Here is a 26,760-nt window from a genome sequence, read left to right as displayed (position 1 = left end):
ATGGCAGACACCTCAACCATCGCCCGGGACGGGGGCTCCCCCTCCGTCCCGGCGCGGGGGCACCGAGGCGCCCCGCGCAGGTCCAGTGGACTGCCCGTCCGGGTGGTCCCCTACGCGCTTCTCGTCCCCGGCCTGATCGTCATCGCGGGCCTGCTGCTCTACCCGCTCTTCCAGATGGTCGTCATGTCCTTCCAGAACGTGGGACTGCGGCAGATCCGGGGAGTACCGGCCGAGTCCGTCGGCCTGGAGAACTACCAGAAGCTCATCGAGTCCGAGCTGTTCTGGACCTCGCTGCGTAACACGGTGGTCTTCGCCGTCGTCACGGTGGCGCTCACCCTGACGCTCGGCACGCTGGTCGGCCTGCTCCTGCACAAGCTGGGCAAGAAGATGTCGACCTTCCTGATCGTCGGCATCATGGCCGCCTGGGCCACCCCGCAGATCGCCACCGCGATCATCTGGCGCTGGCTGTTCGACGCGGAGTCCGGGGTCATCAACTGGGCGCTCAACGCGCTGCCCGACTGGCTCTCCTCCCTGCTGTTCGGCCGCTCCGACTGGACCGGCGAACCGTGGCTGAACGACGCGTTCACCATCTACCTGGTGCTGATCATCGCGGTGGTCTGGGCGTCGTTCCCGTTCATCGCGGTCTCGGTGCTGGCCGGGCTGAAAAGCATCTCCAAGGAGCTGTACGAGGCGGCCAGGGTGGACGGCGCCGCCCCGTGGCGGATCTTCTGGAAGATCACCTTCCCGCTGCTGAAGCCGGTCTTCGCGGTGCTCACCGTGCTCTCGGTGATCTGGGACTTCAAGGTCTTCACCCAGCTGTTCGTGCTGGCGGGCGGCACCTCCAACCGGGAGGCGTTCAACCTGTCGCTGTTCGCCTTCACCCAGGCCTTCAGCGCGCCGCCCAAGATGGGCATGGGCGCGGCCATCGCGGTGGTGCTGACGCTGATCCTGCTCTTCATCACCTTCTTCTACGTCCGCCAGATCGTGAAAACGGAGGACGTGCGATGACGACGTACGGCAGGCGCGGGCCGCGGGGGAATCTCCGGCAGCGTAAGCGACTCGGCACCATCGGCCTGAACACCGCGGCCGTCGTGGTGTTCCTGTTCGCGGTCTTCCCCGTCTACTGGATGGTGAGCACCGCCTTCAAGAGCAGCGAGCAGATCTTCACGACGGACTTCATCCCCTTCCCCACCGATCCCACGCTCGAACACGTGCGGCGAGTCTTCACCGAGGGCGTCGCCGGCCACTCCATCTGGCGCTACCTGCTCAACAGCTCCATCGTGGCCCTCGGCACCGTGCTCATCGGCGCGGTCTTCTCGCTGCTGGCGGCGACCGCGGTGGCCCGCTTCCGCTTCCGCGGGCGCACCTCGTTCCTGATCCTGCTGCTCATCGTGCAGATGGTCCCCGGCGAGGCACTGCTCATCCCGCTGTTCATGATGGTCAGGCGGGCCGGGCTGTACGACCAGCTCCTCGGTCTCATCGTGGTGAACGTCGCGATGACGCTGCCGTTCGCCATCTGGATGCTGCGCACCTTCGTCGCGGCGGTTCCCAAGGAACTGGAAGAGGCGGCCTGGATCGACGGCGCGAGCCGGTTCGCCACCTTCTGGCGGGTGCTGTTCCCGCTGGTGGCCCCCGGCCTCGTCGCGACGAGCATCTTCTCGTTCATCACCGCGTGGAACGAGTTCGTGTTCGCGCTGACGCTCATCGGCGACCAGGGCAGCTACACCATGCCCGTGGCGCTGCGCTACTTCGTCAGCCAGCGGTCGGTGGACTGGGGCGGCATCATGGCCGCCTCCACCCTGATGACCATCCCGGTCATCGTCTTCTTTCTCCTGGTGCAGCGGCGGATGGTCTCCGGACTCGTCGCGGGCGCCGTCAAGGGCTGATCCCCCATCGGTGCTGGTACGGCTCGCACCCACAAGGCGCGAGCCGTACCAGCCCTGCCTGTTCCATGTCCGCTCCCCCTACATCTCAGGTAAGGAACACCTACCGCCATGTCTGAGCTCATCGCGGATCGCGGCGATCAGGGGCTGCGTCGTCTCGCGGCCGGCACTCTGCTCGCCGCGTTCCAGGGCACCGAGGCACCCGAGTGGGTCCTGCGGGAGCTGGAGGACGGTCTCGGCGGCGTCACGCTCTTCGGCTTCAACGTCGCCGACGCCGCGCAGCTGTCCGCCCTCACCTCTCGTCTGCGTGAGACAAGCGACCCGGTCATCTCACTGGACGAGGAGGGGGGTGACGTCACCAGGCTCGCCTACCACGTCGGCAGCCCGTATCCCGGCAACGCCGCCCTCGGCGCCGTGGACGACGTCGAGCTCACCCGGCGGGTCTACCGGTCCATCGGCGACGACCTGGCCCGGTGCGGCGTCAACCTGGACATGGCCCCGTCCGCGGACGTCAACACCGCCGAGGACAACCCGGTGATCGGCACCCGCTCGTTCGGGGCTCAGGCCGTGCTCGTCGCCCGGCACACCGTCGCCGCCGTCCACGGCCTGCAGTCGGCGGGCGTGGCCGCCTGTGTCAAGCACTTCCCGGGCCACGGCGCGACCCGGCAGGACTCCCATCTGGAGGTCCCGCTCGTCGACGCCTCCGCCGAACTGCTGCGCGAGCGCGAACTCGTGCCCTTCCGCGCCGCGATCGAGGCCGGAACCAGGTCCATCATGACCGCGCACGTGCGTGTCCCCGCCGTCACCGGCGGGCTCCCCGCGACACTCTCCCCCGCCACCCTGACCGGCCTGCTCCGCGGCGAGCTGGGCTACGACGGTGTGATCGTCACCGACGCCCTCGACATGCGGGCCGTCACCGACACCTACGGCCTGGCAGGCGGCTCGGTGCTCTCCCTCGCCGCCGGAGCCGATCTGCTCTGCCTCGGCCCGATCCCCACCGAGGACGACGTCCACCGGATCCTGGACGAGATCGTCGCCGCCGTACTGGACGGGCGGCTGCCCGCGACCCGCCTGGAGGAGGCCGCCGAGCGGGTGTCCGCCCTGCGCGCCTGGTTCGGCACGCCCCGCACGGGCGAGGCCGAGCGGGACGTGATCGGCCTCACCGCCGCCCGCCGCGCGGTCAGCCTCACCGGCTCGGCGCCTCCCCCGGTCGACCCGCTGGTGGTGGAGGTGGACACCCCGCCGACCATCGCGGTCGGCGACGTGCCGTGGGGTTTCACGCCGCTGCTGCCGCGGGCGGAGGTGCTGCGGGTCAAGCCGGAGGCCGCCGACGTGCCGGGCATCCTGGAACGCGCCGCGGGCCGCTCCCTGATCGTCGTTGTCAAGGACGCCCATCGCTACGAGGCCAGCAAGTCGGTGATCTCCGCGCTGCTGGCCGCCCGCCCCGACACCACGGTGGTCGAGATGGGCCTGCCCATCTGGCGCCCCGAGGGCGTGACCTACGTGGCCACCTACGGCGCCGCCCGCGCCAACGCGCAGGCCGCCGCCGAACTCCTCGGCGTCTGAGCGCCCGTGCCCCTGTCCCCGCCCCGAGCCTAGGAAGGCTCGGGGCGGGATGGCTCCAGCAGTTCCGAGACCTTCGCGCCGGGTTCCGCGGCGAGGGCGCGCAGCAGCGCGCGCAGGTGACCCGCGATCTGGGACACGTCGTCGTGACCGATCACGGCGGGGTTGAAACGGAGGCCGAGGGTGAGACTCCGCTCCGCGTCCACGGCCTGGACGTGCAGCGCGCCGTGGGCCACCCCGTTGAAGACGGTCCACTCCACCCCCGCCCCGATACCGGGGAACTCCGGGACGGCCGCCCTCCTGCGGTAGCTGAACAGCACCGGCGAGGCGGATGGCTCCGGCGGCGCGTGCCGGAACCGGTACATGGCGTGGAGCTCGGCCCGGACCGCGCGCAGGTAGGCGGGGAACTCCTCGTCAGGGCCGGGGTGCGGGACGAACGGCACCCGCGCGACGAACGACCCGATGCGCTCGCGCGTCCGGCAGGTGCGGGTCCCGAAGTCGAGGGCGAGCGGCGAGGCGGCGGTGCCGTAGCCCCGTAGCAGCACGCCCACGGCCGCCAGGAGCAACTCGAACCTGGTCGCGCCGAGAGTCGCGGCGGCCTCGGTGAGGGCGCCGGACTCCGCGGCGCCGAGCACCATCTCGACGATCTCGCCGGAGCCGGTGCCGTGCGGGACGGCGCGCAGGCCGGGCAGGACCGGTTCTGCGGGCTCGCGCTCGCGCTCCCTCCAGAACTCCTCGGCACCGTCGGGCCGTGCCGGGTCGCACGTCGCGGACGGCGCACCGTCCGGCGGCGGGAGGGGCGCACGCGAGAAGTAGGCGTCGGCCAGGTCGCGGACCAGGAGGTCCTTGGAGCCGGCGTCGAACACCCGCCCGTGCGCGGTGAAGAGCAGCCGGACGCGCTCGGGCCCCACCCGGACGAGAGTGAACCGGGCGAGCGGGCCGCGCTCCAGGTCGAACGGGCGGGTGGCCTCGACCGCCGCGACCCCGGGATAGCCCTCGGGGGTCGACTCCGTACGGGTGACCCTGACCCGGCCGAGCACCGGGTGCCGACCGGCCACGGCGGCGCACGCGCCCAGTAGTGCCGGAGTGTCGACGGGACCGTTCAGGTGCAGCGCCAGCGGGATTCCCCGCAGGTCGAAGGGGGTGTGCGCCATCCTGTCCTGCTCCCTCGTGGGTGACCTCTCCTCGGATGGGCGCCGAGGCTCGGGCCTCGGCAGGCAATTATTAGGAAAGTTTCTTGTTTATTTATGCACCCCGAATGCTACACATGTGGTACGCCTGAGACAAGCAGACGTGTGACGAACCGAGCCGGAGGCGTTGATGATCGTTCGTGGCGGCCGGACAGGCGGGCCAAATGGCGCGAGCCCCGAACTGGCCGAGCTTGCCGACACCGTGCTGCAACCCGGATTCGTGGGCGTGGAGGCGCCCGACTGGCTGCGGAGGCGGCTCGCCGGAGGGCTCGGCGGGGTCGCGCTCTACTCCCGGAACCTCGTGGACGGCGAGCAGGTCAGAACGCTGACCGCCGCCCTGCGCGCGGAGAACCCCGACGTGGTGATCGCCACCGACGAGGAGGCGGGCGACGTCACCCGGCTGGAGGCGCTCACCGGCAGCTCGCGCCCCGGCAACCTCGCACTCGGCGCGGTGGACGACCCCGAGCTGACCGAACTGATCGCCCGAGAGGTCGGGCTGGACATGGCCGCCGCGGGCATCAACCTCAACTACGCCCCCGTGGTCGACGTCAACTCCGACCTGGACAACCCCGTCGTCGGCACCCGCGCGTTCGGCACCGACCCCTGGCTGGTCGCCCGGCACGCCCGCGCCTGGGTCACCGGCCTCCAGTCCGCCGGGGTGGCCGGCTGTGCCAAGCACTTCCCCGGCCACGGCGCCACCGCCGTCGACTCGCACGACAACCTGCCGACCGTCGCCTATTCGGCCGAGGAACTCGCGGCCACCACGCTCCCGCCCTACCGGGCCGTCATCGAGGCCGGGGTGCGGGCCGTGATGACCGGCCACCTGCTCGTCCCCGCCTACGACCCCGACTCTCCCGCCACCATGAGCGGCCGCATCCTGGTCGGGCTACTCAGGGAGGAACTCGGCTTCGACGGGCTGATCGTGACGGACGGCGTGGAGATGCCCTCGGTCGCCGGGCGGTACGGCGTGACCGGGGCGGCGGTCCGCGCCCTCGCCGCCGGGGCCGACGCGATCTGCGTGGGCGGCGAGCGCAAGGGTCCCGGAGTGGTCGGCTTCATCCGCAACGCCATCATGGCCGCGGTGGCCGACGGCACCCTTCCCGAGGAACGCCTGGCCGAGGCCGCCTCCCGGGTCCGCCGCCTGGCCGCCTGGTCCGCCGCGCGGCGCCGGACGGCCGGGGCGGCGACCCCGGGAGGCGGACCCGCCGGTCTCGCCGCGGCCAGGCGGGCCCTGCGGGTCCGCGGCGACGGGCTCCCGCTGCCCTCGGCGCCGCAGGTGATCGAGCTCGTCTCCGAGACGAACATCGCCGTCGACCGTGCCACCCCGTGGGGCGTCGCCTCGCCGCTGGCCGCGCTGCTGCCGGGCACGACGGCTCTCCGGCTCGGCGCCGAGGACGCGCTCCCGCCGCCCGCCGCCGGGCGCCCGCTGGTGATCGTGGTCCGCGACGCCCACCGGCACGCCTGGGTCGCGGACCGCCTGGGGGCCCTGCTGTCACGCCGCCCCGACGCGATCGTGGTGGAGATGGGTCTGCCCGGTCCGGCCACCCCCGGTGCCGCGCACATCACCACCCACGGCGCGACCGCCGCCTCAGGCCGGGCCGCCGCCGAACTCCTGGCGGGCCACCACCGGCCGCGGAACTAGGAGGCTGGTGTTTTTCGCGCGAAGTAATCTTGGTCCCTCCACCAAGCCGTCAAAAACGGTGAGGATCGGGAGCACACACTCCACTTGGAGGCCGAATCTGCCTCCGGAATGGACGCTCTGTGGGTGTGACGCTCCACCATGATCGCTAAGCGGCCGTTTAACACCAGCCTCCTAGAGCGTGTTTTGTGGATCTTTCCGCCTACCGCGGCCGGTCCGCAGCACAGGCGAAGATCCACAAAACACGCCTCAGGAGGCGAAGATCTCCTCCCGGGCCTGCTCCAGAGCCGCTATGACGGCCCCGCGCAGCACCGGGTTGCCGGTCACCTCACTGGCCACCACCTGCGGCCGGACCGGGCAGCTCCTGGCCACCGCCTCCTCGATCCTGAAGGTGAGCGCGTCACCTCCGGCCCTGCTGACCTCGCCGGCGAGCACCACGAGCCCGGGGTCGAGCACGACGCACACCGACGCCACGCCCAGCGCCAGCCGCCCGGCGATGTCGTTGATCAGAGGCTCTCCCCGCTCCCCCGCCGCGACCGCCGCCGCGACACACTCGGCGGCGCTCTCCCCCTCGAAGCCGTACGTCGCGGCGAGTTCGGCGACCGCCTCGGCGCTGACCAGGGACTGCAGGCCACCGGCGAGCGACGGCAGCCTGCCGGGCACGGCCCGCACATCCTCGGCCAGCGGCACGCCGGGCACCGGCAGGTAGCCGATCTCACCCGCGCTGCCGGACCGGCCGCGGTGCAGCCGCCCGCCGAGCACGACACCGAGGCCGATGCCGCGGCCCACCCACAGGAGCACGAAGTCATCGACCTCGCGGGCGGCACCCAGGGTGCGCTCGGCGATGGCGACGAGGTTCACGTCGTTCTCTATCCTGACGTCGCGGCGCAGGTCGCGGGCGAGCGCCTCGTGGATGCCCTCGTGCCAGCCCGGCAGGTCGAAGGAGAACCGCACGTCGCCGGTACGGGGATCGACCACGCCCGGAGTTCCGATGACGACCGCGCGCAGCTTGGAGAGCGCGACCTTGGCGGACCGGCAGGCCTTGACCACCCCGCTGTGCACCAGAGCGACCGGATCCTCATGCCCGTTCGGCGCCACCCGCACTTCGGCGACGATCTCCCCATGGATATCCGCGATGGCGGTCGTGACGAATTCCGGGCCGACATCCAGGCCCGCCACATAGGCCGAGGAGGAAATAATCCCATAAAGCGCGGCATTAGGCCCGCGGCCCCCCGCCTGCTCCCCCGCCACCTCTACCAGGCCGCGCCCTTCCAGACGGGCGAGCGTCTGGGACGCCGTCACCTTGGAAAGACCCGTGAGCTCCCCGATCTGTCCCCGTGTCAGCGGCCCGGAGGCGAGCAACAACTCCAGGGCGGCCCTGTCGTTGATCTCCCTCAATAGCCTGGGCACGCCAGGACGTCGCTCCATACGCATGCTCTCTTGTTCGCCGTTTCCCCGTCGCAATTACATTCAAGCAAGAATAACGGTTCTAATCATTAATAAGACTTCCTGATAGCTTAGCCCGGCGGAGGCCCGGCGGAGGTGCGCGAGGGTCCCCCGCCACGCCGCGTCCCCGCCTGCCGCCCCGTCCCCCAGGATGGGCCCCTCCGGTTCTCGCGCGCCGCCCGCACCCCGTCGCCCAGGAGTCGGCGAACCACCGCGCATCCAGAAAATCAAGGGCTTGCGACGTCGACACGGCGCATGGAACACTCCCGGAAATGGTAAAGATTCTTTTCAGTAAGCCCCTGGCCGACCGGTGACGAGGCAGGTCTCGACATGGATACCGTCATGAGGATCGCGGCCGACTACACGGGGCCACAGGCCCGGCAGGGGCCCGTGACCATGGGCCAGGCCAACATGGCGCGTTGCGTGCTCCGCGACCCGCCGCTGCACATGAACTTCCGCGTCACCAGGCGCCTCCCCGGGAGAAGCTCCCTGCCCGCCGTCGCCGAGGCGATCGGGCGGCTGCTCTCCCGGTACGAGGGACTGCGGGCCACCATCCACTCAGGCGTCCAGGTCGTGGCCGGTTCCGGCTCGCTGCCCGTCGGGGTGCACAGTGCCGGGACCGGCCTTGCGGACGAGGTCGCCGAGGATGTGGGCCTGCGGATGCAGGGCACCCGGTTCGATCTGGAGGGCGAGCTTCCGATCCGGGTCGCCGTGATCACCGAGGGCGAGGACCCCCGCCTGGTGGTGTTCGTCCTACCCCACACCTCGGTCGACGCCATCGGCCTGGCCACCCTCATGAGGGAGTGGGAGCGTCTGATCCGGGGAGTCGCCGTACCGGCGCCGTACCCGATGCAACCGCTGGACCTCGCGACCGCCGAGAGCACCCCTGCGGCCCTGCGCCGGACCGAGGCGGCGCTGCGGCACTGGGAGAGCGGCCTGCGGCGGGCACCGCAGTCGATGTTCGCGGTCGACGAGAGCTCCGACGCCGACGCGATCCGCCCCCGGTTGCGGGTCCGCTCGGCGCCGGCGGCCAAGGCGCTGGAAGCCGTCGCGAGCCGCACGGGGGCCAGCCGCTCGGCGATCACACTCGCCGCGCTGGGCGTCCTGCTCGGCCTGTGGAACACGCAGCGAACCTGCGTGATCGCGTCGCTGGCGAGCAACCGGGTACGGCCCGAGCTGCGCGACTACGTCGGGCCGCTGGCCCAGGACGCGCTGATCACCGCGGAACTGGACGCCCCCACCTTCGACGAGGCCGTCCACCGCTTCCGCGGTGCCTCCCTCTCCGCGTACCAGCACAGCCGTTTCGACTCCGCAGCGCTCTGGGAGGTGATCGAGGGGGTCAACGCCGAGCGGGGGGTGAACTTCGCCCGTGACTGCGTCTTCAACGACATGAGCGGTGTCACCGTCTCCGGGCCGGAACCGGCACCCGCCGCCGAGGTCGAGTGCGACTGGCTGCCGGAGGCCTCGCTTCCCGCACACCTCGCGCTCTGGGCCAACCGGCTGGAGGAGGTGGTGGATCTGACGCTCTGGATCGATCCGCGAGTGATGAGCCGGGAGCAGGCGGAGGGCTTCGGGACCGGGCTCGCCCGGCTCCTGATCGCGGCCGGAGACGGGGATGTCCACGCTTGCGACATTACGAATATATCGGGAATTTCGCCTATAGAGCGTGATGCGGACTGGATCTACACCGACTCCTGCTGGGTGAGCCTCCGCGCGGTGGAGCGGCTCGTCGGTGCGGCGGTCCAGGGAAGGCCCCATCGCGTGGTACGCACTCCGGACGGGCTCCTGACCTGCCACGTCACCTCAGGAACCGCCGAGGAGATCCGCGCGGCCTGCCTCGCCCTGCTGCCGGGCCGCACCTCCGCGATGGCCCCCCACCGTTACGTCGTGCACGCGCCGGAACCCACCGGCGCGTCGCCCTACGGCCCCGTCCTCAGCGAGGGCGACGGACGCCGTTCGACGTCTCAGTGGCCCTGGCGCGTAAGTAACCAATAGCAGGCGGGATAATCGGTTACATGCGCCTATCCGCTCGTGTCGACTATGCCCTCCGTGCCGCCGCCGAACTCGCCGCCGCAGGTGATGGCCCCACCACGGTAGGGGAGCTGGCCAAAGAGCAGGACATGCCTCCCAAGTATCTTGAGAACATCCTGCTCCAAATGCGCCGCGCCGGGCTGGTCCGCGGCCAGCGTGGCCCCGAGGGGGGCTACGTGCTGGCCCGCCCGCCCGCCGAGATCAGCCTGGCCGATGTGATCCGTGCCGTTGACGGCCCACTTGCCAACGTCAGAGGGGAGCGGCCCGAGCACGTCGGCTACCGGGGTCCCGCCGAGTCGCTGCAGCAGGTCTGGATCGCGCTGCGCGCCAGTGAGCGGGCGATCCTGGAAGAGGTCACGCTTGAGAACGTGGCCACCGGGGCCCTTCCCGAGCGGGTTCGCAGCCTGTCCGCCGACCCCGCGGCCTGGGACTGACCGTGCCGCCCGCGACGTCCCCCGTGATCGTGCCGGTACCGCCCGCCCGCGGCCGGCACGTGTCTCCCTGCGGCTGCCATGCCCGAGGGTGACGTCGTCCACCAGGCCGCACTGCGGCTCTGCCGGGCACTCGACGGGCGGACGCTGACCCGCTCGGACTTCCGTGTGCCGCGCCACTCCACGGCCGATCTCACCGGGCGTGCGGTGCTGGAGACCGTCTCACGCGGCAAACATCTGCTCACCCGCGTCGAGGGTGGCCTGACCGTCCACACCCATCTGAGGATGGACGGGAGCTGGCAGATCTCGCCCTCGGGGCGGGGACTGCCCCGAGGCGACGTCGTCCGCCTGGTGCTGGCCAACGCGGAGTGGCAGGCGGTGGGAGTCCGGCTGGGCATGGTCGACCTCGTCCGAGCCGAGGAGGAGGGGCGACTCGTCGGGCATCTCGGACCCGACCTGCTCGGAGAGGACTGGGACGAGACCGAGGCCGTACGGCGGCTGGCGCGGCGGCCTGAGACGAGCATCGGGGTCGCGCTGCTCGATCAGCGCAACCTGGCGGGAATCGGCACCATCTATCGCGCCGAGACGCTTTTTCTCACCGGGGTGTGGCCGTGGCGACCGGTGGGTGCGGTAAAGGATCTGGAGGCGATCGTTTCGCTCGCGCGACGGTTGATGGACGCGAACAAGGAGCGCCCGAACAGGACCACGACGGGCGACCCCCGTCCGGGACGGGGCGCCTGGGTCTACGGCAGGGCCGGGCGGCCTTGCCTGCGCTGCGGGCATCGGATCAGTCGCGGGGAGATGGGTGCACAGCCGCAGGAACGGCTGATCGTCTGGTGCCGTCACTGCCAGCCGGAAGAATCGACCGGCTAGGCGGCGACCATGTCGTTGACCTCGGGGAAGACGGAATCGGGCACGGTCTCGGGAATCGGCAGGCGCTCCCGCTCGGGGACATCGCCCGCCAGCACCGGAGCGTGCTGGAGCTCGGCCAACGCGAACTGGTCGGAGACCTCACGAAGAACCTGTGAAAGCGGCACGCCCAGGGCACCGCAAATCGACGCGAGCAGCTCTGAAGAGGCCTCCTTCTGGCCACGCTCCACCTCGGACAAGTAGCCAAGAGAAACCCGAGCCAGTGTGGACACCTCACGCAGGGTGCGACTCTGCCGCACCCTCAGCCGCCGCAGCACGTCACCGAGCAGCTGACGCAGCAGGACCATCTGTCGCTCCCTCCCCGGCGCGGATGCCTTCACGACACTCCGCGCTATCGGTTCGTGCCGCTCGTTCTTCGAACGCGACCCTTGGTACATACTCCTCGCCGTCATCATCGCTTGACCTTTACCTCACTCACAGTTCCACCGTACCTGTATCCACCGACGCCGCGGCAGACCATGGGGAGCATGTTCGCTGGGGACGTAACGCGGTAATCACCCGGAATGTTCCCCCACGTTCGCCTCCAGCACACCTCGGAGAAGGTCTACGGCCTCATTCACCGTCGATTCCCGGATCTGCTCACGAGTCCCCGCGAGTTGCGGATCCCGGTGCCATACCCGTCCGTCCGGACCGCTAACGGCGAGATGAACCGTACCGACCGGTTTACCATCCTGTGGTTCGGGACCGGCCACACCGGTGACGGCCAGACCGTAGGTGGAGCCGGCCAGGAGGCGCACCCCGGTCGCCATGGCGGCGGCGACCTGCGGGTGCACGGCGCCCTCCCGGTCGAGCAGGTCCGCGGGGACGTTCAGCAGCCGCTGCTTGAGCTCACTGGAGTAGGAGATGACCCCTCCCAGGAAGGCCGCGGAGGCTCCCGGCGGCTCTGTGAGGGCCGCTCCGATCAGCCCGGCGGTCAGTGACTCGGCCACCGCCACCGTCTCGCCACCGCGGACGAGAAGGGAGAGGACCGTGGTGGTCGCGAGCAGGCGGTGGCTCATACGGCCCGTGCCCGCTTCGCGACCTGCCTGAGCTTGATCGCCCGGACCACGTAGTCAAGGCCGGTGCCGACGGTGACGACGGTCGCCGCTCCCATGACGACCCAGCGGATCGGATCGGGCACATCCGGCCAGATGTAGGAGACGATCGCAGCGATCTGCAGGACGGTCTTCACCTTCCCACCGTAACTGGCCGGGATGACGCCGTGCCGGATGACCGCGAACCTCAGCGCGGTGACGCCCAGCTCCCTGCCCAGGATCACCACGGTGACCCACCAGGGCAACTCCCCCAGCACCGACAGGCTGATCAGTGCGGCACCGATGAGGGCCTTGTCGGCGATCGGATCGGCGATCTTCCCGAAATCGGTGATCAGGCCGTAGCGGCGGGCCAGCTCGCCGTCGAGCAGGTCGGTGAGCGAGGCCACCATGAAGACCACCAGCGCGGTCACCCTCCAGCCGGATCCCGGCAGGAAGAGGCAGGCCACGAAGAACGGAACCATCGCCAGTCGTATCACCGTCACGACATTGGCGATGTTCCAGGCGCTCACCGTGGGGCGCGCGGGTACCGCTGTCGGGTCGGTGCCGGTCTCTGGCGTGTTGGTCATACGCTCTCCCGGCCCGGTGGCGCGTTCATGGGGCCGCCTTGATGCGGGCGATCAGGTCGACCCCCTCCGAGTCGACCACGACGGCCCGGACGATCTGGCCGGGGACCAGTCCGATGCCCTGGACCGTCACTGAGCCGTCGACCTCGGGCCCCTGGTGGGCGGCGCGGCCCTCGTAGCCGCCGTCGCCCAGGTCCTCCTCGATCAGGACGTCGACCTCGGTGCCGATCCGCTCCTCGGCCCGCTGGGCCATGAGCTCCTCGGCCAGCTCGGTGAGCGTGGACACCCTGGCGTCGACGATCTCCTGGTCGAGCTTGCCCGGGAGCGAGGCCGCCTCGGTGCCCTCCTCGTCGGAGTAACCGAAGATGCCGATCACGTCGAGCCTGGCCTTCTCCAGGAAGCCCACCAGCTCACCGAACTCCTCCTCGGTCTCGCCGGGGAAGCCCACGATGAAGTTGGAGCGCACGCCCGCCTCGGGGGCGTGGGCGCGGATCGACTCCAGGAGGTCGAGGAAGCGCGCGGGGTCACCGAAGCGGCGCATCCGGCGGAGCACGGGACCGCTGGCGTGCTGGAAGGACAGGTCGAAGTAGGGGGCCACCCCCTCCGTCGAGGAGATGATCTCCAGCAGCCCCGGGCGGAGCTCGGCGGGTTGCAGGTAGCTGACGCGTACCCGTTCGACGCCCTCGGTCGCGGCGAGCGAGGGCAGCAGCTTCTCCAGCGCCCGCAGGTCGCCCAGGTCCTTGCCGTAGGAGGTGGAGTTCTCGCTGACCAGCACCAGCTCCTTGACACCCTGCTCGGCCAGCCAGGCGGCCTCACCGAGGAGTTCCTCGGAGCGGCGCGAGACGTACGCCCCGCGGAAGGCGGGGATGGCGCAGAACGTGCAGCGCCGGTCGCAGCCGGAGGCCAGCTTCAGCGAGGCCACCGGCCCTTCGCCCAGGCGCTTGCGGAGCGGCCGGGGACCACTGGCGGGTGCCAGGCCCTCGGGCAGCTCGCCGTGGCCGGGAATGGCGGTCTTGGGGGCGGCGGCACGCTCCACCGGCGAGATGGGCAGCAGGGTCCTGCGGTCACGGGGGCTGTGCGGGACGAGCGGCCTGCCCGCCAGCACGTCGTCGAGGCGGGTGCCGATCTCGGTGTAGTCGTCGAAGGAGATGACCGCCGCGGCCTCGGGCAGCGCCTCGGCGAGCTGGTCACCGTACCGCTCCGCCATGCAACCCGCGGCGACCACCTTGGCCCCGGAGTCGGCCGCGGCGAGCAGCGTGTCGATGGAGTCCTTTTTCGCTGAGTCGATGAAGCCACACGTGTTGACGACGACGACGTCGGGGTCGTCGTCGCCCAGCTGCCAGCCGGCAGCCTCAAGACGAGCGGCGAGCTCTTCGGAGTCGACCTCGTTGCGTGCGCAACCGAGTGTGATCAGCGATGCGGTTCGGCGGGATGACATGGTGAACACTACGGTATCGGGAGTTGGCCACTACCCGATGCACCTCCCCCACTCCAGCACCGCCGCATCCCCGTCCGCCCCGGACATCCCGCCGCGAAGACGGGAGTCCGGAAGGTGAGACCCACCGCGCCGACCAGGGACGTTCACCCGACCGGGTGATCCACGAGCCCGGCCGGAGCCGTTGCCCCGGCCCCGGCAGAACTCCCGGTCGCCGCGTCAGCGCTGCTTGGCGGCGGGGGCGTCGTAGGAGCGGTTGACGATCTGCCCCGGGCTCCCCGGGGCCCCCAGGTTCTTGCCGTTCACCTTCAGGGTGAACGCCCCTCCGTCGCCGAAGGTGACCCGCATCCTGTCCTTCGCCTTCCAGGTCGAGGTCTTGCCCTCCTTGAGCGTTCCGGAGAAGAGCCTCTTGCCGCCCGCGTCCTCCACGTCCAGCCAGGAGGTGCGCTCCGCCCTGACCTGGAGGACGACCATGTCCTTGCGCTTCTTCTCGGCCAGGGACGCCGTCCGGCCCGGTGAGCCGGGAGCGCCGCCGGCCGGCGGCGGCAGTGCGGCGGGCACCGGCACGGGGTGGACGTCCGCTATGGGCGTGTCGCCCCCGCCCATGGTCCGCACCACTCCGAAGATGACCACGATGCCCAGCGCCACCGCCATGGCCGTCGTCCAGTTGGGCGAGCGGCGCTCACGGATCTTCAGTGGCATGTCGGCCTGGAAGACGCTGGACGCCCGCACCGGCAGCGGGACACCCCCGTGCTGCTCGTCGTAGCGGTGCACCAGCGTCTCCGGATCGAGCCCGACGACCTTGGCGATGTTTCTTATATGGCCCCGTGCGTAGAAATCACCCCCGCACTGGGAGAAGTCGTTCCTCTCGATCGCCTGGATGAGCACCTCGCGGATGCGTGTCCGCGCGCTCAACTGCCCAACGGTCATCCCCATCGACCGCCTGGCATCCGCCAGATCGCTTCCAATGCCCATGGCGCACGCCCCCCAGCCCCCGACGTTGCGTAGCGATCCCCATTCAATCAGTAACCGGACGGGAGGTGTGCGGCGGGGGGTCCGTTCCCTCCCGGTGTGTCATCCTCCACGCAGGTCGGTCAGCAGGCCGGGAAGCTCGTCGGGCTTGACCATGACCTCCCGGGCCTTCGAACCCTCGCTGGGCCCGACAACGTTCCTGCTCTCCAGCAGGTCCATCAGACGGCCCGCCTTGGCGAAGCCGACCCTTAGCTTGCGCTGGAGCATCGAGGTCGAACCGAACTGGGTGGTCACGATGAGCTCGGCCGCCTGGATCAGCAGGTCGAGGTCGTCGCCGATGTCCTCGTCGATCTCCTTCTTGGAGGTCGTCACGGCGGCCACGTCGTCGCGGTACTCGACAGCCATCTGGGCCTTGCAGTGCCCGACGATCTCGCCGATCTCCTTCTCGGAGACGAACGCGTTCTGCAGCCGCATGGGCTTGCTGGCGCCCATCGGCAGGAAGAGCGAGTCGCCCTGGCCGACGAGCTTCTCCGCGCCCGGCTGGTCCAGGATGACCCGGGAGTCGGCCAGCGAGGAGGTGGCGAAGGCCAGCCGGGAGGGGACATTGGCCTTGATCAGCCCGGTGACCACGTCCACCGAGGGGCGCTGGGTCGCGATGACCAGGTGGATGCCGGCCGCGCGGGCGAGCTGGGTGATGCGGACGATGGAGTCCTCGACGTCGCGCGGGGCGACCATCATCAGGTCGGCGAGCTCGTCGACGATCACCAGCAGGTAGGGGTAGGGCTGGTAGACCCGCTCGCTGCCCGGTGGCGGCACCAGCTTGCCCGTACGCACCGCCTTGTTGAAGTCGTCGACGTGCCGGAAGCCGCTGGCGGCCAGGTCGTCGTAGCGGCGGTCCATCTCTCCGACGACCCATTCCAGGGCCTCGGCGGCCTTCTTGGGGTTGGTGATGATCGGCGTGATGAGGTGCGGAATGCCCTCGTAGACGCTGAGCTCGACCCGCTTGGGGTCGACCAGGACCATGCGGACCTCGTCGGGGGTGGCCCGCATCAGGATCGAGGTGATCAGACCGTTGACGCAGACCGACTTTCCGGCGCCGGTGGCACCCGCGATGAGCAGGTGCGGCATCTTGGCGAGGTTGGCCACTATCGTGCGCCCCTCGACGTCCTTGCCCAGCCCGACGATCATCGGGTGGTGGTCCGCCTGGGCCACCGGGGAGCGCAGGATGTCGCCCAGTGAGACGAGGTCCTTGTCGGTGTTGGGGATCTCGACGCCGATCGCCGACTTGCCGGGGATCGGGGACAGGATCCGGACGTCGGCCGACTTGACCGCGTAGGCGATGTTCTTGGTGAGCGCGGTGACCTTCTCGACCTTGACCGCCGGGCCGAGTTCGATCTCGTAGCGCGTCACCGTCGGCCCCCGGGTGAAGCCGATCACCTGGGCGTCGATGGCGAACTGCTCCATCACGCTGGTCAGCGCGTTGACGACCACCGTGTTGGCCTTCGTCTGCGGCTTGGGGGCGGTGCCAGGGCGCAGGAGCTGCGGCTCGGGCAGGGTGTAGGGGCCGGCCTGCGGGGACAGGACGAGCTGCTCGACCTTGCGCGGTGCCGGGGTCGGGTCGGGAGGCTCGGACGCGTCGGCCCTGACCTGCGCGGGTTCGGCCTCGTCCACCAGGCCGGGCACGATCTCCGGGGAGTGGCCTCCGAGCCCTCCCGGCGACTCGGCGACCACGGGCGTGTCGTAGGGCTTGACGTGGTCGCCCAGCTCGGTCCCGTCGGAGTCCGGCTTCTTGCGGGTGGGGGACCGCTTCCTGGACGCCCGCGGTGCGGTGGGCAGGTCGCGGTTGAAGAGCATGTGCCTGATCTCGGCCAGCCGCTCGGGAACCCGGTGCACCGGGGTGGCGGTGATCACCAGAATGCCGAAGCCCGACAGGATCAGCAGCAGCGGGATGGTGATGAAGGGGGGCAGGATGCTCGCCGGGGGCGCCGAGACAATGAAGCCGATCATGCCTCCGGCGGCCGCCACCTTGTCCATGCCGTCCGAGCCGCCCCCCGAGGGGTACGGCGTGTCGTGAACGATGTGCACGACGCCGAGCACACCGATGGTGAGGGCGGACCACCCGATGATCATCCGGCCGGTGTCGGCGTTCTGGTCGGGGTGCCGCAGCAGCCGCCAGGCCAGCAGCACGAGCAGGATCGGGACCAGCCAGGTCAGCGATCCGAAGACGGCGCGCATGACCTCGTCGACCACCGTGGAGACCGTGCCGGTGTTCTCCCGCCAGGTCATGGCCGCCAGCACGATCGCCCCGGCGAACACCGCCAGGCCGAGCCCGTCGCGGCGGTGGACGGGGTCGAGTTCGCGCGCGTTCTGCCCCAGGGCCCGCGCGGCGCTGCCGATGCCTCCCGCGAGGAGCATCCAGATGCCCATGAACAGCTTGCCGATCATGGTGAGCACCCAGCTGATCGGGTCGTGCTGCGGCGAGGCCGGCCTGCGGGCCGCACCCGCCCCCCTCCCCCGGTTGGCGGACGCCCGCCGAGTGGGGGCCGTACGGGCCTGGGAGGCGCCCGAGCGACCGGGGGAGCCCTTGCCGGGGGGCTTTCCTGAGGAGCCTTTAGACGTACGGGTGGCCATGCTAGGGAGGTTAACGAGACGGGTGGTGGATTGCTCGCCGACTCGCCGCACGACCAATCCGCCTTTACCACCGAATTCATGTCATAGGTTTCCTCAATACAGTAAAAGAGAAGATCAATGATGATTGGTATGACACGGACGATGACCCGGCTGACAGCGGCGGGCACGGTCGCGGGCACGATCCTCGCGGCCGCCCTCACCGGCGGCACCGCCCTCGCCGGGACGGGTGAGGGCGGAAGTGTCATCCCGAGAGGCTTCCTCCTGTACGAGTCCCAGGCCCGCAAACCGGTGAAACACGCCGACGAGTGGTGGACCATCAGCGACAAGCTGGGAGAGTCCCTGGCCCCCCAACCGTGTGACCTGACCCGCGCCGCCGACCGTGACCGGGTGACCATGCGGAGCGTCTACTACCAGAGCCCCTGGGCAGGCTCCGGCGAGCAGTTGGTGATCTACCGCTCCACGGCCGCCGCACGCAGGGCGCTGGCCGGGATCCGCGGGCATGTCGAGAGGTGCGCGCGTTTCGCGACCAAGAGCCAGCCGATCGTGGTCAGCAGAGCCCGGGCCAAGCCCGTCCGCATCGGGGACGAGGCCATGCAGATCGTCAACTGGCGCCAGATCTACGACGGCAGGACCCCACGCCCCGGCTCCGGCCACAGTTCGCGGACCGTCGTCGTGCGCAAGGGCCGGGCCGTGGCGGTCTACAACGTGACAAATATGGGCGCGGAGGCGGCGCACGGAGCCGGCTTCATCCCTCTGCTGAAGGATGCCAGGAGGATGGCCGCCAAAATCTGCTCCCTGCGCGGCGTCTGCCAACCGGCACGATGAGGCCCGCCCCTGGCTACGGGGAGATCCCCGAAGGCAGGTCCCCTGAGGATCGCGGGCAAGCCCGCCGGCCCTTCGAGAGAAAAACCCGGGCCACCGGCACCCTCGTACGACGGAAGCGACGAGGAAAAGCAGCCGGGCCGATGTTCCGTACGGCGGCCGGTGAGGCCGCCGTACGGAACAGGGGTCAGACCTCGATGACGACCGGAACGATCATCGGGCGGCGGCGATAGGTGTCGCTCACCCAGCGCCCCACGGTCCTACGGACCACGCGGCGGACCTGCTGGATGTCCACCACCCCGTCGGCCGCGTTCTCCTGCAGCGCCCGCTCCACCTGCGGCAGGATGTCGTCGAACATGGCCGGGTCGATGCCGGACCCCCTGGCGTGGATCTCCGGGCCTCCGGCGAGCTTGCCGGTGGCGGTGTCCACCACGATGACGATGGAGATGAAGCCCTCCTCGCCCAGGATGCGGCGGTCCTTCAACGCGAAGTCGGTGACGTCGCCCACCGAGGTGCCGTCCACGTAGACGTAACCGGCGGGAACCGCGCCCACGATCTTGGCCCGGCCGTCGACCAGGTCCACCACGACGCCGTCCTCGGCGATCACGACGTGGTCGTCCGGCACCCCGGTCAGCGCGGCGAGCTTGGCGTGCGCCCGCAGGTGGCGCCACTCGCCGTGCACCGGCATGAAGTTGGACGGTCGCGTCAGGTTGAGCACGTACAGCAGCTCGCCCGCGGCGGCGTGCCCCGAGACGTGCACCTTCGCGTTGCCCTTGTGCACCACGCGGGCGCCCCAGCGGGACAGTCCGTTGATCACGTTGTTGACCGCGGTCTCGTTACCCGGCACCAGCGAGGAGGCCAGGAGAACCGTGTCGCCCTCGGCGATCCGGATCGGGTGATCGCGGTTGGCCATCCGCGACAGCGCCGCCATCGGCTCGCCCTGGGACCCGGTGCAGATCAGCACCACGTCCTCCGGCGGCCAGCCCTCGATCTCCTTGGAGTCGACGATCAGCCCCGGCGAGACCCTCAGATAGCCCAGGTCGCGGGCGACGCCCATGTTGCGCACCATCGAGCGACCGACCAGCGCGACCTTGCGACCGTGCTTCTCAGCCGCGTCGATGACCTGCTGGACGCGGTGGATGTGGGAGGCGAAGCTCGCCACGATCACGCGCTTGCCCGCCGTGCGGATGACCTCGTCGATGACCGGCGCGATCTCCCGCTCACTGGTGACGAAGCCCGGCACCTCGGCGTTGGTCGAGTCGGACATCAGCAGGTCGACGCCCTCCGCGCCGAGCCTGGCGAACCCCCCCAGGTCGGTCAGCCGCCCGTCACTGGGCAACTGGTCCATCCTGAAGTCACCGGTGTGCAGGACGATGCCCGCGGGTGTCCTGATCGCGACGGCCAGCGCGTCCGGGATGGAGTGGTTGACGGCGAGGAACTCGCACTCGAACGGCCCGAACCGGTGCCGCTCTCCCTCCACGACCTCGCGCTTGACCGGCTGGATGCGGTGCTCGGTGAGCTTGGCCTCGATCAGCGCCAGCGTCAGCTTGGACCCCACGACCGGGATGTCGCGACGCTCGCGCAGCAGGTACGGCACGGCACCGATGTGGTCCTCGTGCGCGTGGGTCAGGATCACGGCCTCGACGTCGTCCAGGCGGCCCCGGATGTACTCGAAGTCGGGCAGGATCAGGTCGATGCCGGGCTGGTCGGGCTCGGGGAACAGCACCCCGCAGTCGACGATCAGCAGACGGCCCTCGTACTCGAACACGGCCATGTTGCGGCCGATCTCACCGAGGCCGCCCAGAGCGACAATGCGCAGGGCGCCTTCGGGCAGCGTGGGCGGCGGCCCGAGTTCAGGGTGGGGGTGACTCATCAGGCCACACCTCTCTCAGCGGTCTCACATGCGACAAAGGCCCCCGTGGGCAGCAGGACCACTCCCTCGCCGAGCACCCCGTCCCCTAGCGGACCAGTGTGTCTTCTTTCTCGCAAACTCTCGTTCCTCCCGGATGCGGCCGGTGAGGGCCGCGGTCGTCGCTCTCATGTCACAACTTCGTCGGGCAGCTTCACACCGCCCGTGATCAAGTCTTCGCGCAGCCTGGCGAGCTGCTCATCGGTTGCCTCCACCAGAGGCGACCGCATCGGGCCCGCGGGCTGCCCCACCAGGTTCAACGCCGCCTTCGCCATGATCGCGCCACCGGCCTGCGTCATGATCCCGGAGACCACGGGGAGCAGCCGGCGGTGGATGGCGAGCGCACCCGCCACGTCCCCGGAGCGGTACGCCTCGATCATCGCGGCGATCTCCGCGCCCGCGACGTGGCCGATCACGCTGACACACCCCACGGCCCCCACCGACAGCCACGGCAGGTTGAGCGTGTCGTCACCCGAGTAGTAGGCGAGGCCGGTGGACGCGATGACCTGCGACCCCTCGAACAGGTCGGCCTTGGCGTCCTTCACCGCGACGATCCGCTCGTGCCCGGCGAGCCGCGTCAGCGTCTCCCTCTGGATCGGCACACCGCTGCGACCTGGGATGTCGTAGAGCATGGCCGGCAGGGCCGTGGCGTCTGCCACTGTACAGAAGTGACGGTAGATCCCCTCCTGGGGGGGCTTGCTGTAGTACGGCGTCACCAGCAGGAGACCGTGGGCCCCGGCGCGCTCGGCGGCTCGGGCCACCTCGACACTGTGGTGCGTGTCGTTGGTGCCGGCTCCGGCGACGACCGTGGCGCGGTCCCCGACCGCCTCGACGACGGCGCGCAGCAGGCGCTCCTTCTCCTCGTCCGTGGTCGTCGGAGACTCTCCCGTCGTGCCGCTCACGACGAGGCCGTCGTTGCGCTGCTCGTCCACCAGATAGGTGGCCAGACGACGCGCTCTCTCGTAGTCGACCGCTCCGTCACTCGTGAACGGCGTGACCATGGCGGTCAGCATGCGGCCGAAGGGGGCGTCGTAGGTTCCAGTTGGCGCTGCCATAGACCGAACGCTACCTGGATCCGCTGAAACGGTGGACCCCGCCACCCCGCCTAACCTCCGTCCACCGATGGGCCCAAGAGTGAACATCCCCCCGAGGTGCCCGCTGCACACCGTACACGCGGATATACGACACCGTGGCGAGGGACTCCGATCCGCACTCGTCACGGGGCTCCGGGCCCGCCACGCGACCGGAATCGTCCGCATCGATCCAGGCAGAGGCGAGATGACCTGGGGCGATCAGGGGCCGGAAACGACATCCAGAGCTTCGCGCCCGATTACATGGTTAACGATACTTTTGTCCGCTTCGATGGCGACAAGGAATTCCTTGAAGAAAAAAGAGGCCGCCGATATGTGCTCGGGGGTACACACATCGACGACCTCTACCGTTGAATCGGCGCTCCTTACGCGGGCGTTACACGGTCCCTGAGATATTTTTGGGCACTTCTGGGAGCGGCACGCAAAGTTGGAGTTCCAAATCTCCACCATCACCCTGCGTCGCGCATCGAATACGACAGGATGGGACAACGCCCCAGAACCCAGGGATGGACACGTGGCAAGCTCCGATCCTGTCTACCTGCGCGTCGTCGCCGACATCCGGCGCCAGATCGTCGACGGCTCCCTTCTCCCCGGCTCCCCGATCCCCTCTCGCGCCCAGCTGACCAGGAAGTACGGCGTGGGCGAGACCGCCGCCAGGCACGCGCTGCGCGTGCTCACCGCCGAAGGCCTGATCGTCGGCCGCGTCGGCTCGGGCCACTACGTGCGGGAACAGCCGGCGCTGCTCCCGCTGCACCGCTGGCGCTTCCATGACCACCACGCCCCCTTCGCGGCCGACATCCAGTCACAGGGCACCCGGGCCACCTGGGACTGGCGGGCCGAGCCCGCCGACGCCACCCCCGACATCGCCCACCGTCTCCGGCTGGACGAATCCGCCCCGCTGACCCGCACCCGCTACGTCTTCCGCGGCGACGGCAAGCCGATCCAGCTGACCACCTCCTACGAGCCCGCCGAGTTCAGCGAGCCCGTCACCGAGGAGAACCCGCGCAGCCTGATCGCCCGCCTGTCCGCCTTCGGCGTCAAGATCACCGAGGTCGTCGAGCAGATCCACACCCGCGTCCCGCAGCCCGCGGAGAGCGACGCCCTCGCCCTGCCCGCGGGCGTCAACGTCCTGCACGTCGAGCGCACCCACTGGGCCGGAGACCGCCCGGTGGAGACCAGTGACATCATCATTCCCGGCGATCGCTTCCGCCTGGTCTACTCCCACCCCCTGCACCCCTGAGAGACCTCGGCTACCGCCCTGCCCACGCCTTTCGCCCGGACGGACGAGAGGTCAGGGGTGCGGGCGGGCACGCAGCACCTCCAGGGCGCGGTCCGCGTGGGCCTCCATGTGGGTCTCACTGTGGATCACTTCCAGGAGGCGGTGGTCCTCGTCGACAACGAAGGTCATCCGGCGGGTGAGGAAGGGCCCCACCGCGACGGTACGGCGGGCGCCGAGGCGCCGGGCGACCGCGCCGTCCGGGTCGGACAGCAGCGGAAAGCCCAGCTGGTTGGCCCGGGCGAACCTCGCCTGCCGCTCGACCCCGTCACGGCTGATTCCGATCCTGGTCGCCCCCACGGCGGCGAAGTCCGCCGCCAGGTCGCGGAAGTGACAGCTCTCGGCCGTACATCCCGACGTCATGGCCGCCGGATAGAAGAAGAGCACCACCGGCCCCTTGGCCAGAAACTCACTGAGCCGCCTTCGCGTACCCGTCTCGTCGAGAAGCTCGAAGTCCTCGACCATGTCTCCCACCGCGAGGTTCATGCCCACGGGTCGTCTCCCTACGCCGTCAGAGGGCCTCCGCTCGTACCGCCGGGATCCTCGTACCCGGCCAGAGCGGAAGCCGATGTTCCGCCCCCATTCTCCGGCGAATCACCGACGGCACAACAGGGCCCCGCCCACCTCGGTTCTCAGGAGCGGGATCGCTGCGTCAGGGCCACGCACGCGAGGACCACCAGTGCCGCCGCGATCGTGGCCGGGCCGAACGACTCGCCGAGCAGCGACCAGGCCCACAGCAGCGTCAGCAGCGGCTGGGCAAGCTGGGTCTGCCCCGCACGGGCGATCCCGCCCATGGCCAGGCCCGCGTACCAGGGGATGAAGCCGAGGAACATCGAGACCAGGCCGACGTACGCGAAGCCGGCCAGCGACGCGGCGCCGGGCCGCACGTCGGTGGTCAGCGCCAGCACCACCGTGATCGGCACGGTCAGCGGGGCGGCGAGGACGAGGGTGTGGGAGATGACCCGCCAGCCGGAGGTCTCCCGGGCCAGTCGCCCGCCCTCGGTGTAGCCGACGGCGGCCGACAGCAGCGCACCGACGAGCAGCACGTCGGCGCCGGTGATGTGACCGCCCCCCATGCTGAGGGTGAAGACCGTGATCGCCACGGCACCGAGGCCGCAGGAGATCCAGAACAGCGCCCTGGGCCGCTCCCCCGCCCTCAGCACGGCGCAGGCCGCGGTGGCCGCCGGCAGCAACCCGATCACCACGGCGGCGTGCGAGGTGGAGGCCCCGGTGTCGAGGGCCAGGCCGCTGAAGACGGGGAATCCGAACACCACACCCACCACGATGACGAGGTAGGACCGGAGCTGGGACCTGGGTGGCAGCAGCGGCACCCTGGCGGCGAGCAGGAACGCGGCCGCCGCGACCGCCGCGATGGCGGCCCGTCCGACCGCCACCAGGTAGGGGTCGAAGCCCTCCATCGCGAAGACCGTCGCCGGGAACGACCCGGAGAACGCCAGCACCCCCAGCCCCGCCAGCAGGGTCCCCCGCCACGCCGTGCCCCGCGATTCGGACGGCACCGCCGTCAAGGCCCCGGCCGCTCCGCCGACGCCGTCGACCGCTACTCGATCCGAGACGATAGCGCTACTATTATCCCTCATGAATGACGATAGCAGTATTGCCCGATTGGCCGCCACACTCCGCGAGGAGATCGGGCGGCTCCGTCCTGGCGACAGGCTGCCGTCGAGCCGCGAGCTGGTCCGGCTGCACAACGTGAGTCCGGTGACCGTGTCGCGCGCGATCGGCAGGCTCTCCGCCGAGGGACGGGTGATCACGAAGCCCGGCAGCGGCGCCTACGTCGCCCCGGCGGTCACCCACGGCGCCGACAGCACCGACATGTCCTGGCAGACGGTGGCGCTCGGCGACCGGGTGGTGGACGACAGCGAGGTCACCGGCCTGCTGACCCCTCCGCCGGACGGGGTCATCCCGCTCACCGGCGGCTACCTCAACCCGGCTCTGCGCCCCTCCAGGGCCCTGTCAGCCGCCGCCTCCCGCGCGCTCCGCCGCCCCGACATCTGGGAGATGCCACCGCTGACCGGCTCCGCCGAGCTGCGCAGATGGTTCGCCCAGGAGCTGGGCGGCGACGTCACCCCTTCGGACGTCCTCGTCGTCAGCGGCGGGCAGGCGGCGCTCACCCACGCCTTCCGCTCCCTCGCCGCCCCCCAGACCCCCGTCCTCGTCGAGACCCCCACCTATCCGGGCGCGCTGGCCGCGGCACGGGCGGCCGGGCTCCGCGCGACGGCCGTTCCCATGGACCGCGGCGGGGTCCGGCCCGAACTCCTCGCGGAGGCGTTCGCCGTGACCGGCGCTCGGGTCTTCCTCTGCCAGCCGACCCTGCACAACCCCACCGGCGCGACCCTGACCCTCGAACGGCGCGAGCAGGTGCTGGCGATCGCCCGCGCCGCCGGAGCGTTCGTGATCGAGGACGACTACGCCCGCTACTTCACCACGGCCCCCGTACCGCCCCCGCTGGTCGCGCTGGACGCCCACGGCACGGTCGTGCACATCAACTCCCTGACCAAGGTCCTGTCTCCCAGCATGCGCCTCGCCGGGGTCGTCGCCCGCGGCCCCGCCGCCCGGCGCCTGAGGGCGAGCCAGCTCGTGGAGTCGTTCTTCGTGGCCAGGCCGCTCCAGGAGACCGCCCTGGAGTTCGTCGGCTCGTCCGCCTGGCGGCGCCACCTGGCCACGCTGGGCACCGAGCTGACGCTCCGCAGGGACACCCTCAGCGCCGCCCTGACCGCCCGGATGCCCGCAGCCGAGATTCACCTGGTTCCCCGTGGCGGCCTGCACCTGTGGGTACGGCTGCCCGCCGAGGAGGACGAGGACGCCGTGGTGGAGGCCGCCAGGAGGGCGGGCGCCCTGGTGAGCCCCGGGCGCATCTACTACCCGGCCGAGCCTCCCGGCCCCCGCATCAGGGTGACCCACTCGGCGGCCGTCCACCCGGCCGAGCTGGTCGAGGGCGTCCGCAGACTGGCCACCGCCCTGGACGCCCCCTGACCTCTCGCTCCCGCGGGAGAGGTCAGGGGGCGGCGAAGACCCCTTCCGGCCTCTCCACACCCTCATGATCATGACTGCCCCTCCGGTACGGCTCACGCCTGCGGCTCCCCCTGAACGCGAGGTAGACCAGGGACCACATGACACCCCCCTTGAAACACCATCTATAACCTTATGGCGGTGTCTACGGGAATTACAACCCTCTAACGGCGTACAGTGGTTGCGGAGAGGTGAGTGAAGACATGGACAATCCCGCCGACCTGGTGATCGACTTCGTCAACACGTACGACGTCGAGAGCGACGCCGACTCGATCCCCACCCCCGCGGCGCTGGCCACCTGGCTCGGCGAGCGGGGCCTGATCCGGCCGGGAGAGGTGGCCGGCGAGACGGATCTGGCGACGGCCGTCGGCCTTCGCGATGGTCTCCGCGCGGCGCTCCGGCACGACCATGACCGTCCCGGCGGTGCGGACGGCCACGGAGTCGGCCACGGGGCCGGGCTGCCGCGGGCGTTTGCCGCTCTCCCGCTCAGGGTCACCCTGACCGCCGACGGGCCGGTGCTCGAACCGGTCGTGACGGGAGTGCTCGGCGGGCTGGCCGAGATCGCCGCCGCCGTGATGGGCACCCACGCGGACGGGATGTGGCCGCGCCTGAAGGTCTGCGCCGAGAACACCTGCCAGTGGGCGTTCGTCGACTCCTCCAAGAACCGTTCACGCTCGTGGTGCTCCATGAGGGTCTGCGGCAACCGCGCAAAGACAAGGGCATATCGGGCCCGTCGGCAGACGGAGCCGGGTTCACGTCATCTCTGAGTCGGATTCCCCGATACGGTGTAAGAGCCTGACTCACGGATCCACCCGCCTGATGCCCGCTCGCGTGGCACGAGATCCGCGAGACAGCGCGTTCCGAGGCGACGGCAGACGGCAGAG

The 26,760-nt window shown here is 70.3% G+C and carries 23 protein-coding genes; 11 read left to right on the top strand and 12 right to left on the bottom strand.

Going from position 1 to position 26,760, the window contains the following annotated elements; translation table 11 throughout:
- The 3 genes from ACQP0P_RS12930 (at window position 1) to ACQP0P_RS12920 (ending at window position 3,449) form a co-directional block, all read left to right on the top strand.
- Window positions 1–1,008 (top strand): carbohydrate ABC transporter permease, encoded by a 1,008-nt coding sequence (locus ACQP0P_RS12930; protein WP_433375384.1) that lies wholly within the window; start codon window positions 1–3, stop codon window positions 1,006–1,008.
- Complete coding sequence (locus ACQP0P_RS12925; protein WP_433375381.1) at window positions 1,005–1,886, top strand: carbohydrate ABC transporter permease; 882 nt, start codon at window positions 1,005–1,007, stop codon at window positions 1,884–1,886. The genes ACQP0P_RS12930 and ACQP0P_RS12925 overlap by 4 nt, the downstream gene beginning before the upstream one ends.
- A gap of 108 nt (window positions 1,887–1,994) precedes the next feature.
- Window positions 1,995–3,449, top strand: a complete 1,455-nt coding sequence (locus ACQP0P_RS12920) for a glycoside hydrolase family 3 protein (RefSeq protein WP_433375378.1) — start codon at window positions 1,995–1,997, stop codon at window positions 3,447–3,449.
- Between the two features lie 29 nt (window positions 3,450–3,478).
- On the opposite strand, the gene ACQP0P_RS12915 is transcribed toward ACQP0P_RS12920, so the two are convergent.
- The gene (locus ACQP0P_RS12915; RefSeq protein WP_433375375.1) at window positions 3,479–4,600 is read right to left on the bottom strand and encodes a condensation domain-containing protein; all 1,122 of its coding nucleotides are present in this window, start codon (window positions 4,598–4,600) and stop codon (window positions 3,479–3,481) included.
- Window positions 4,601–4,766: 166 nt separating this feature from the next.
- Here ACQP0P_RS12915 and ACQP0P_RS12910 point away from each other — a divergent pair, with 166 nt between their 5' ends.
- Entirely contained in the window at window positions 4,767–6,278 is a 1,512-nt protein-coding gene (locus tag ACQP0P_RS12910; protein WP_433375372.1) for a glycoside hydrolase family 3 protein, read from the top strand.
- A 246-nt stretch (window positions 6,279–6,524) separates the two neighbouring features.
- Here the strand turns inward: ACQP0P_RS12910 and ACQP0P_RS12905 are convergent, their stop codons facing one another.
- Window positions 6,525–7,703 (bottom strand): ROK family protein, encoded by a 1,179-nt coding sequence (locus tag ACQP0P_RS12905; protein ID WP_433375369.1) that lies wholly within the window; start codon window positions 7,701–7,703, stop codon window positions 6,525–6,527.
- 348 nt (window positions 7,704–8,051) lie between these two features.
- Between ACQP0P_RS12905 and ACQP0P_RS12900 the strand changes: the two genes are divergently transcribed.
- The 3 genes from ACQP0P_RS12900 (at window position 8,052) to ACQP0P_RS12890 (ending at window position 11,056) form a co-directional block, all read left to right on the top strand.
- Complete coding sequence (locus tag ACQP0P_RS12900; protein WP_433375366.1) at window positions 8,052–9,716, top strand: condensation domain-containing protein; 1,665 nt, start codon at window positions 8,052–8,054, stop codon at window positions 9,714–9,716.
- A gap of 20 nt (window positions 9,717–9,736) precedes the next feature.
- The gene (locus ACQP0P_RS12895; RefSeq protein WP_326637143.1) at window positions 9,737–10,186 is read left to right on the top strand and encodes an RrF2 family transcriptional regulator; all 450 of its coding nucleotides are present in this window, start codon (window positions 9,737–9,739) and stop codon (window positions 10,184–10,186) included.
- Window positions 10,187–10,264: 78 nt separating this feature from the next.
- Window positions 10,265–11,056 carry an Fpg/Nei family DNA glycosylase gene (locus ACQP0P_RS12890; protein ID WP_433375362.1) on the top strand — a complete coding sequence of 264 codons (792 nt, stop codon included), beginning with the start codon at window positions 10,265–10,267 and terminating at the stop codon, window positions 11,054–11,056.
- Here ACQP0P_RS12890 and ACQP0P_RS12885 read toward each other — a convergent pair.
- From ACQP0P_RS12885 to ACQP0P_RS12860, 6 genes are all read right to left on the bottom strand, one after another.
- Window positions 11,053–11,400 carry a helix-turn-helix domain-containing protein gene (locus tag ACQP0P_RS12885; RefSeq protein ID WP_030904158.1) on the bottom strand — a complete coding sequence of 116 codons (348 nt, stop codon included), beginning with the start codon at window positions 11,398–11,400 and terminating at the stop codon, window positions 11,053–11,055. The two genes, ACQP0P_RS12890 and ACQP0P_RS12885, sit on opposite strands and share 4 nt — an antisense overlap.
- A 207-nt stretch (window positions 11,401–11,607) precedes the next feature.
- Window positions 11,608–12,111, bottom strand: coding sequence for a CinA family protein (locus tag ACQP0P_RS12880; RefSeq protein ID WP_433375359.1), 504 nt, complete (start codon window positions 12,109–12,111; stop codon window positions 11,608–11,610).
- A complete protein-coding gene (pgsA, locus tag ACQP0P_RS12875; protein ID WP_433375356.1) occupies window positions 12,108–12,713 on the bottom strand; it encodes a CDP-diacylglycerol--glycerol-3-phosphate 3-phosphatidyltransferase in 606 nt (201 codons plus the stop codon). Before pgsA ends, ACQP0P_RS12880 begins: the two co-directional genes overlap by 4 nt.
- 25 nt (window positions 12,714–12,738) lie before the next feature.
- Entirely contained in the window at window positions 12,739–14,148 is a 1,410-nt protein-coding gene (gene rimO / locus ACQP0P_RS12870; RefSeq protein ID WP_433375353.1) for a 30S ribosomal protein S12 methylthiotransferase RimO, read from the bottom strand.
- 216 nt (window positions 14,149–14,364) lie between these two features.
- On the bottom strand, window positions 14,365–15,060 hold the full coding sequence (locus tag ACQP0P_RS12865; protein WP_433375350.1) for a helix-turn-helix domain-containing protein: 696 nt from the start codon (window positions 15,058–15,060) through the stop codon (window positions 14,365–14,367).
- Between the two features lie 159 nt (window positions 15,061–15,219).
- Window positions 15,220–17,748, bottom strand: coding sequence for a DNA translocase FtsK (locus tag ACQP0P_RS12860; RefSeq protein ID WP_433375347.1), 2,529 nt, complete (start codon window positions 17,746–17,748; stop codon window positions 15,220–15,222).
- A gap of 129 nt (window positions 17,749–17,877) precedes the next feature.
- On the opposite strand from ACQP0P_RS12860, the gene ACQP0P_RS12855 reads away from it, so the two are divergent.
- Window positions 17,878–18,573, top strand: coding sequence for a hypothetical protein (locus ACQP0P_RS12855; RefSeq protein ID WP_433375344.1), 696 nt, complete (start codon window positions 17,878–17,880; stop codon window positions 18,571–18,573).
- Between the two features lie 184 nt (window positions 18,574–18,757).
- Here ACQP0P_RS12855 and ACQP0P_RS12850 read toward each other — a convergent pair whose 3' ends face one another.
- Together ACQP0P_RS12850 and dapA are read right to left on the bottom strand one after the other, a co-directional pair.
- Window positions 18,758–20,443 carry a ribonuclease J gene (locus ACQP0P_RS12850; RefSeq protein ID WP_433375341.1) on the bottom strand — a complete coding sequence of 562 codons (1,686 nt, stop codon included), beginning with the start codon at window positions 20,441–20,443 and terminating at the stop codon, window positions 18,758–18,760.
- Window positions 20,444–20,607: 164 nt separating this feature from the next.
- Window positions 20,608–21,534 carry a 4-hydroxy-tetrahydrodipicolinate synthase gene (dapA, locus tag ACQP0P_RS12845; protein WP_433375338.1) on the bottom strand — a complete coding sequence of 309 codons (927 nt, stop codon included), beginning with the start codon at window positions 21,532–21,534 and terminating at the stop codon, window positions 20,608–20,610.
- A 550-nt stretch (window positions 21,535–22,084) separates the two neighbouring features.
- On the opposite strand from dapA, the gene ACQP0P_RS12840 reads away from it, so the two are divergent.
- The gene (locus ACQP0P_RS12840; RefSeq protein WP_433375335.1) at window positions 22,085–22,810 is read left to right on the top strand and encodes a GntR family transcriptional regulator; all 726 of its coding nucleotides are present in this window, start codon (window positions 22,085–22,087) and stop codon (window positions 22,808–22,810) included.
- Between the two features lie 51 nt (window positions 22,811–22,861).
- On the opposite strand, the gene ACQP0P_RS12835 is transcribed toward ACQP0P_RS12840, so the two are convergent.
- Both ACQP0P_RS12835 and ACQP0P_RS12830 read right to left on the bottom strand, forming a co-directional pair.
- Entirely contained in the window at window positions 22,862–23,332 is a 471-nt protein-coding gene (locus ACQP0P_RS12835) for a peroxiredoxin (RefSeq protein ID WP_433381846.1), read from the bottom strand.
- 146 nt (window positions 23,333–23,478) lie between these two features.
- A complete protein-coding gene (locus tag ACQP0P_RS12830) occupies window positions 23,479–24,444 on the bottom strand; it encodes a DMT family transporter (protein WP_433375332.1) in 966 nt (321 codons plus the stop codon).
- On the opposite strand from ACQP0P_RS12830, the gene ACQP0P_RS12825 reads away from it, so the two are divergent.
- Complete coding sequence (locus tag ACQP0P_RS12825; protein ID WP_433375329.1) at window positions 24,443–25,840, top strand: PLP-dependent aminotransferase family protein; 1,398 nt, start codon at window positions 24,443–24,445, stop codon at window positions 25,838–25,840. The genes ACQP0P_RS12830 and ACQP0P_RS12825 overlap by 2 nt on opposite strands.
- Window positions 25,841–26,067: 227 nt before the next feature.
- Complete coding sequence (locus tag ACQP0P_RS12820) at window positions 26,068–26,643, top strand: CGNR zinc finger domain-containing protein (RefSeq protein WP_433375326.1); 576 nt, start codon at window positions 26,068–26,070, stop codon at window positions 26,641–26,643.
- Window positions 26,644–26,760 lie beyond the last annotated feature (117 nt).

Source organism: Streptosporangium sp. CA-115845 (assembly GCF_050943795.1).
Taxonomy (GTDB): domain Bacteria; phylum Actinomycetota; class Actinomycetes; order Streptosporangiales; family Streptosporangiaceae; genus Streptosporangium.
Note: the sequence above shows the minus strand (reverse complement) of the source record. Positions and strands in the feature narration are given on the sequence as shown.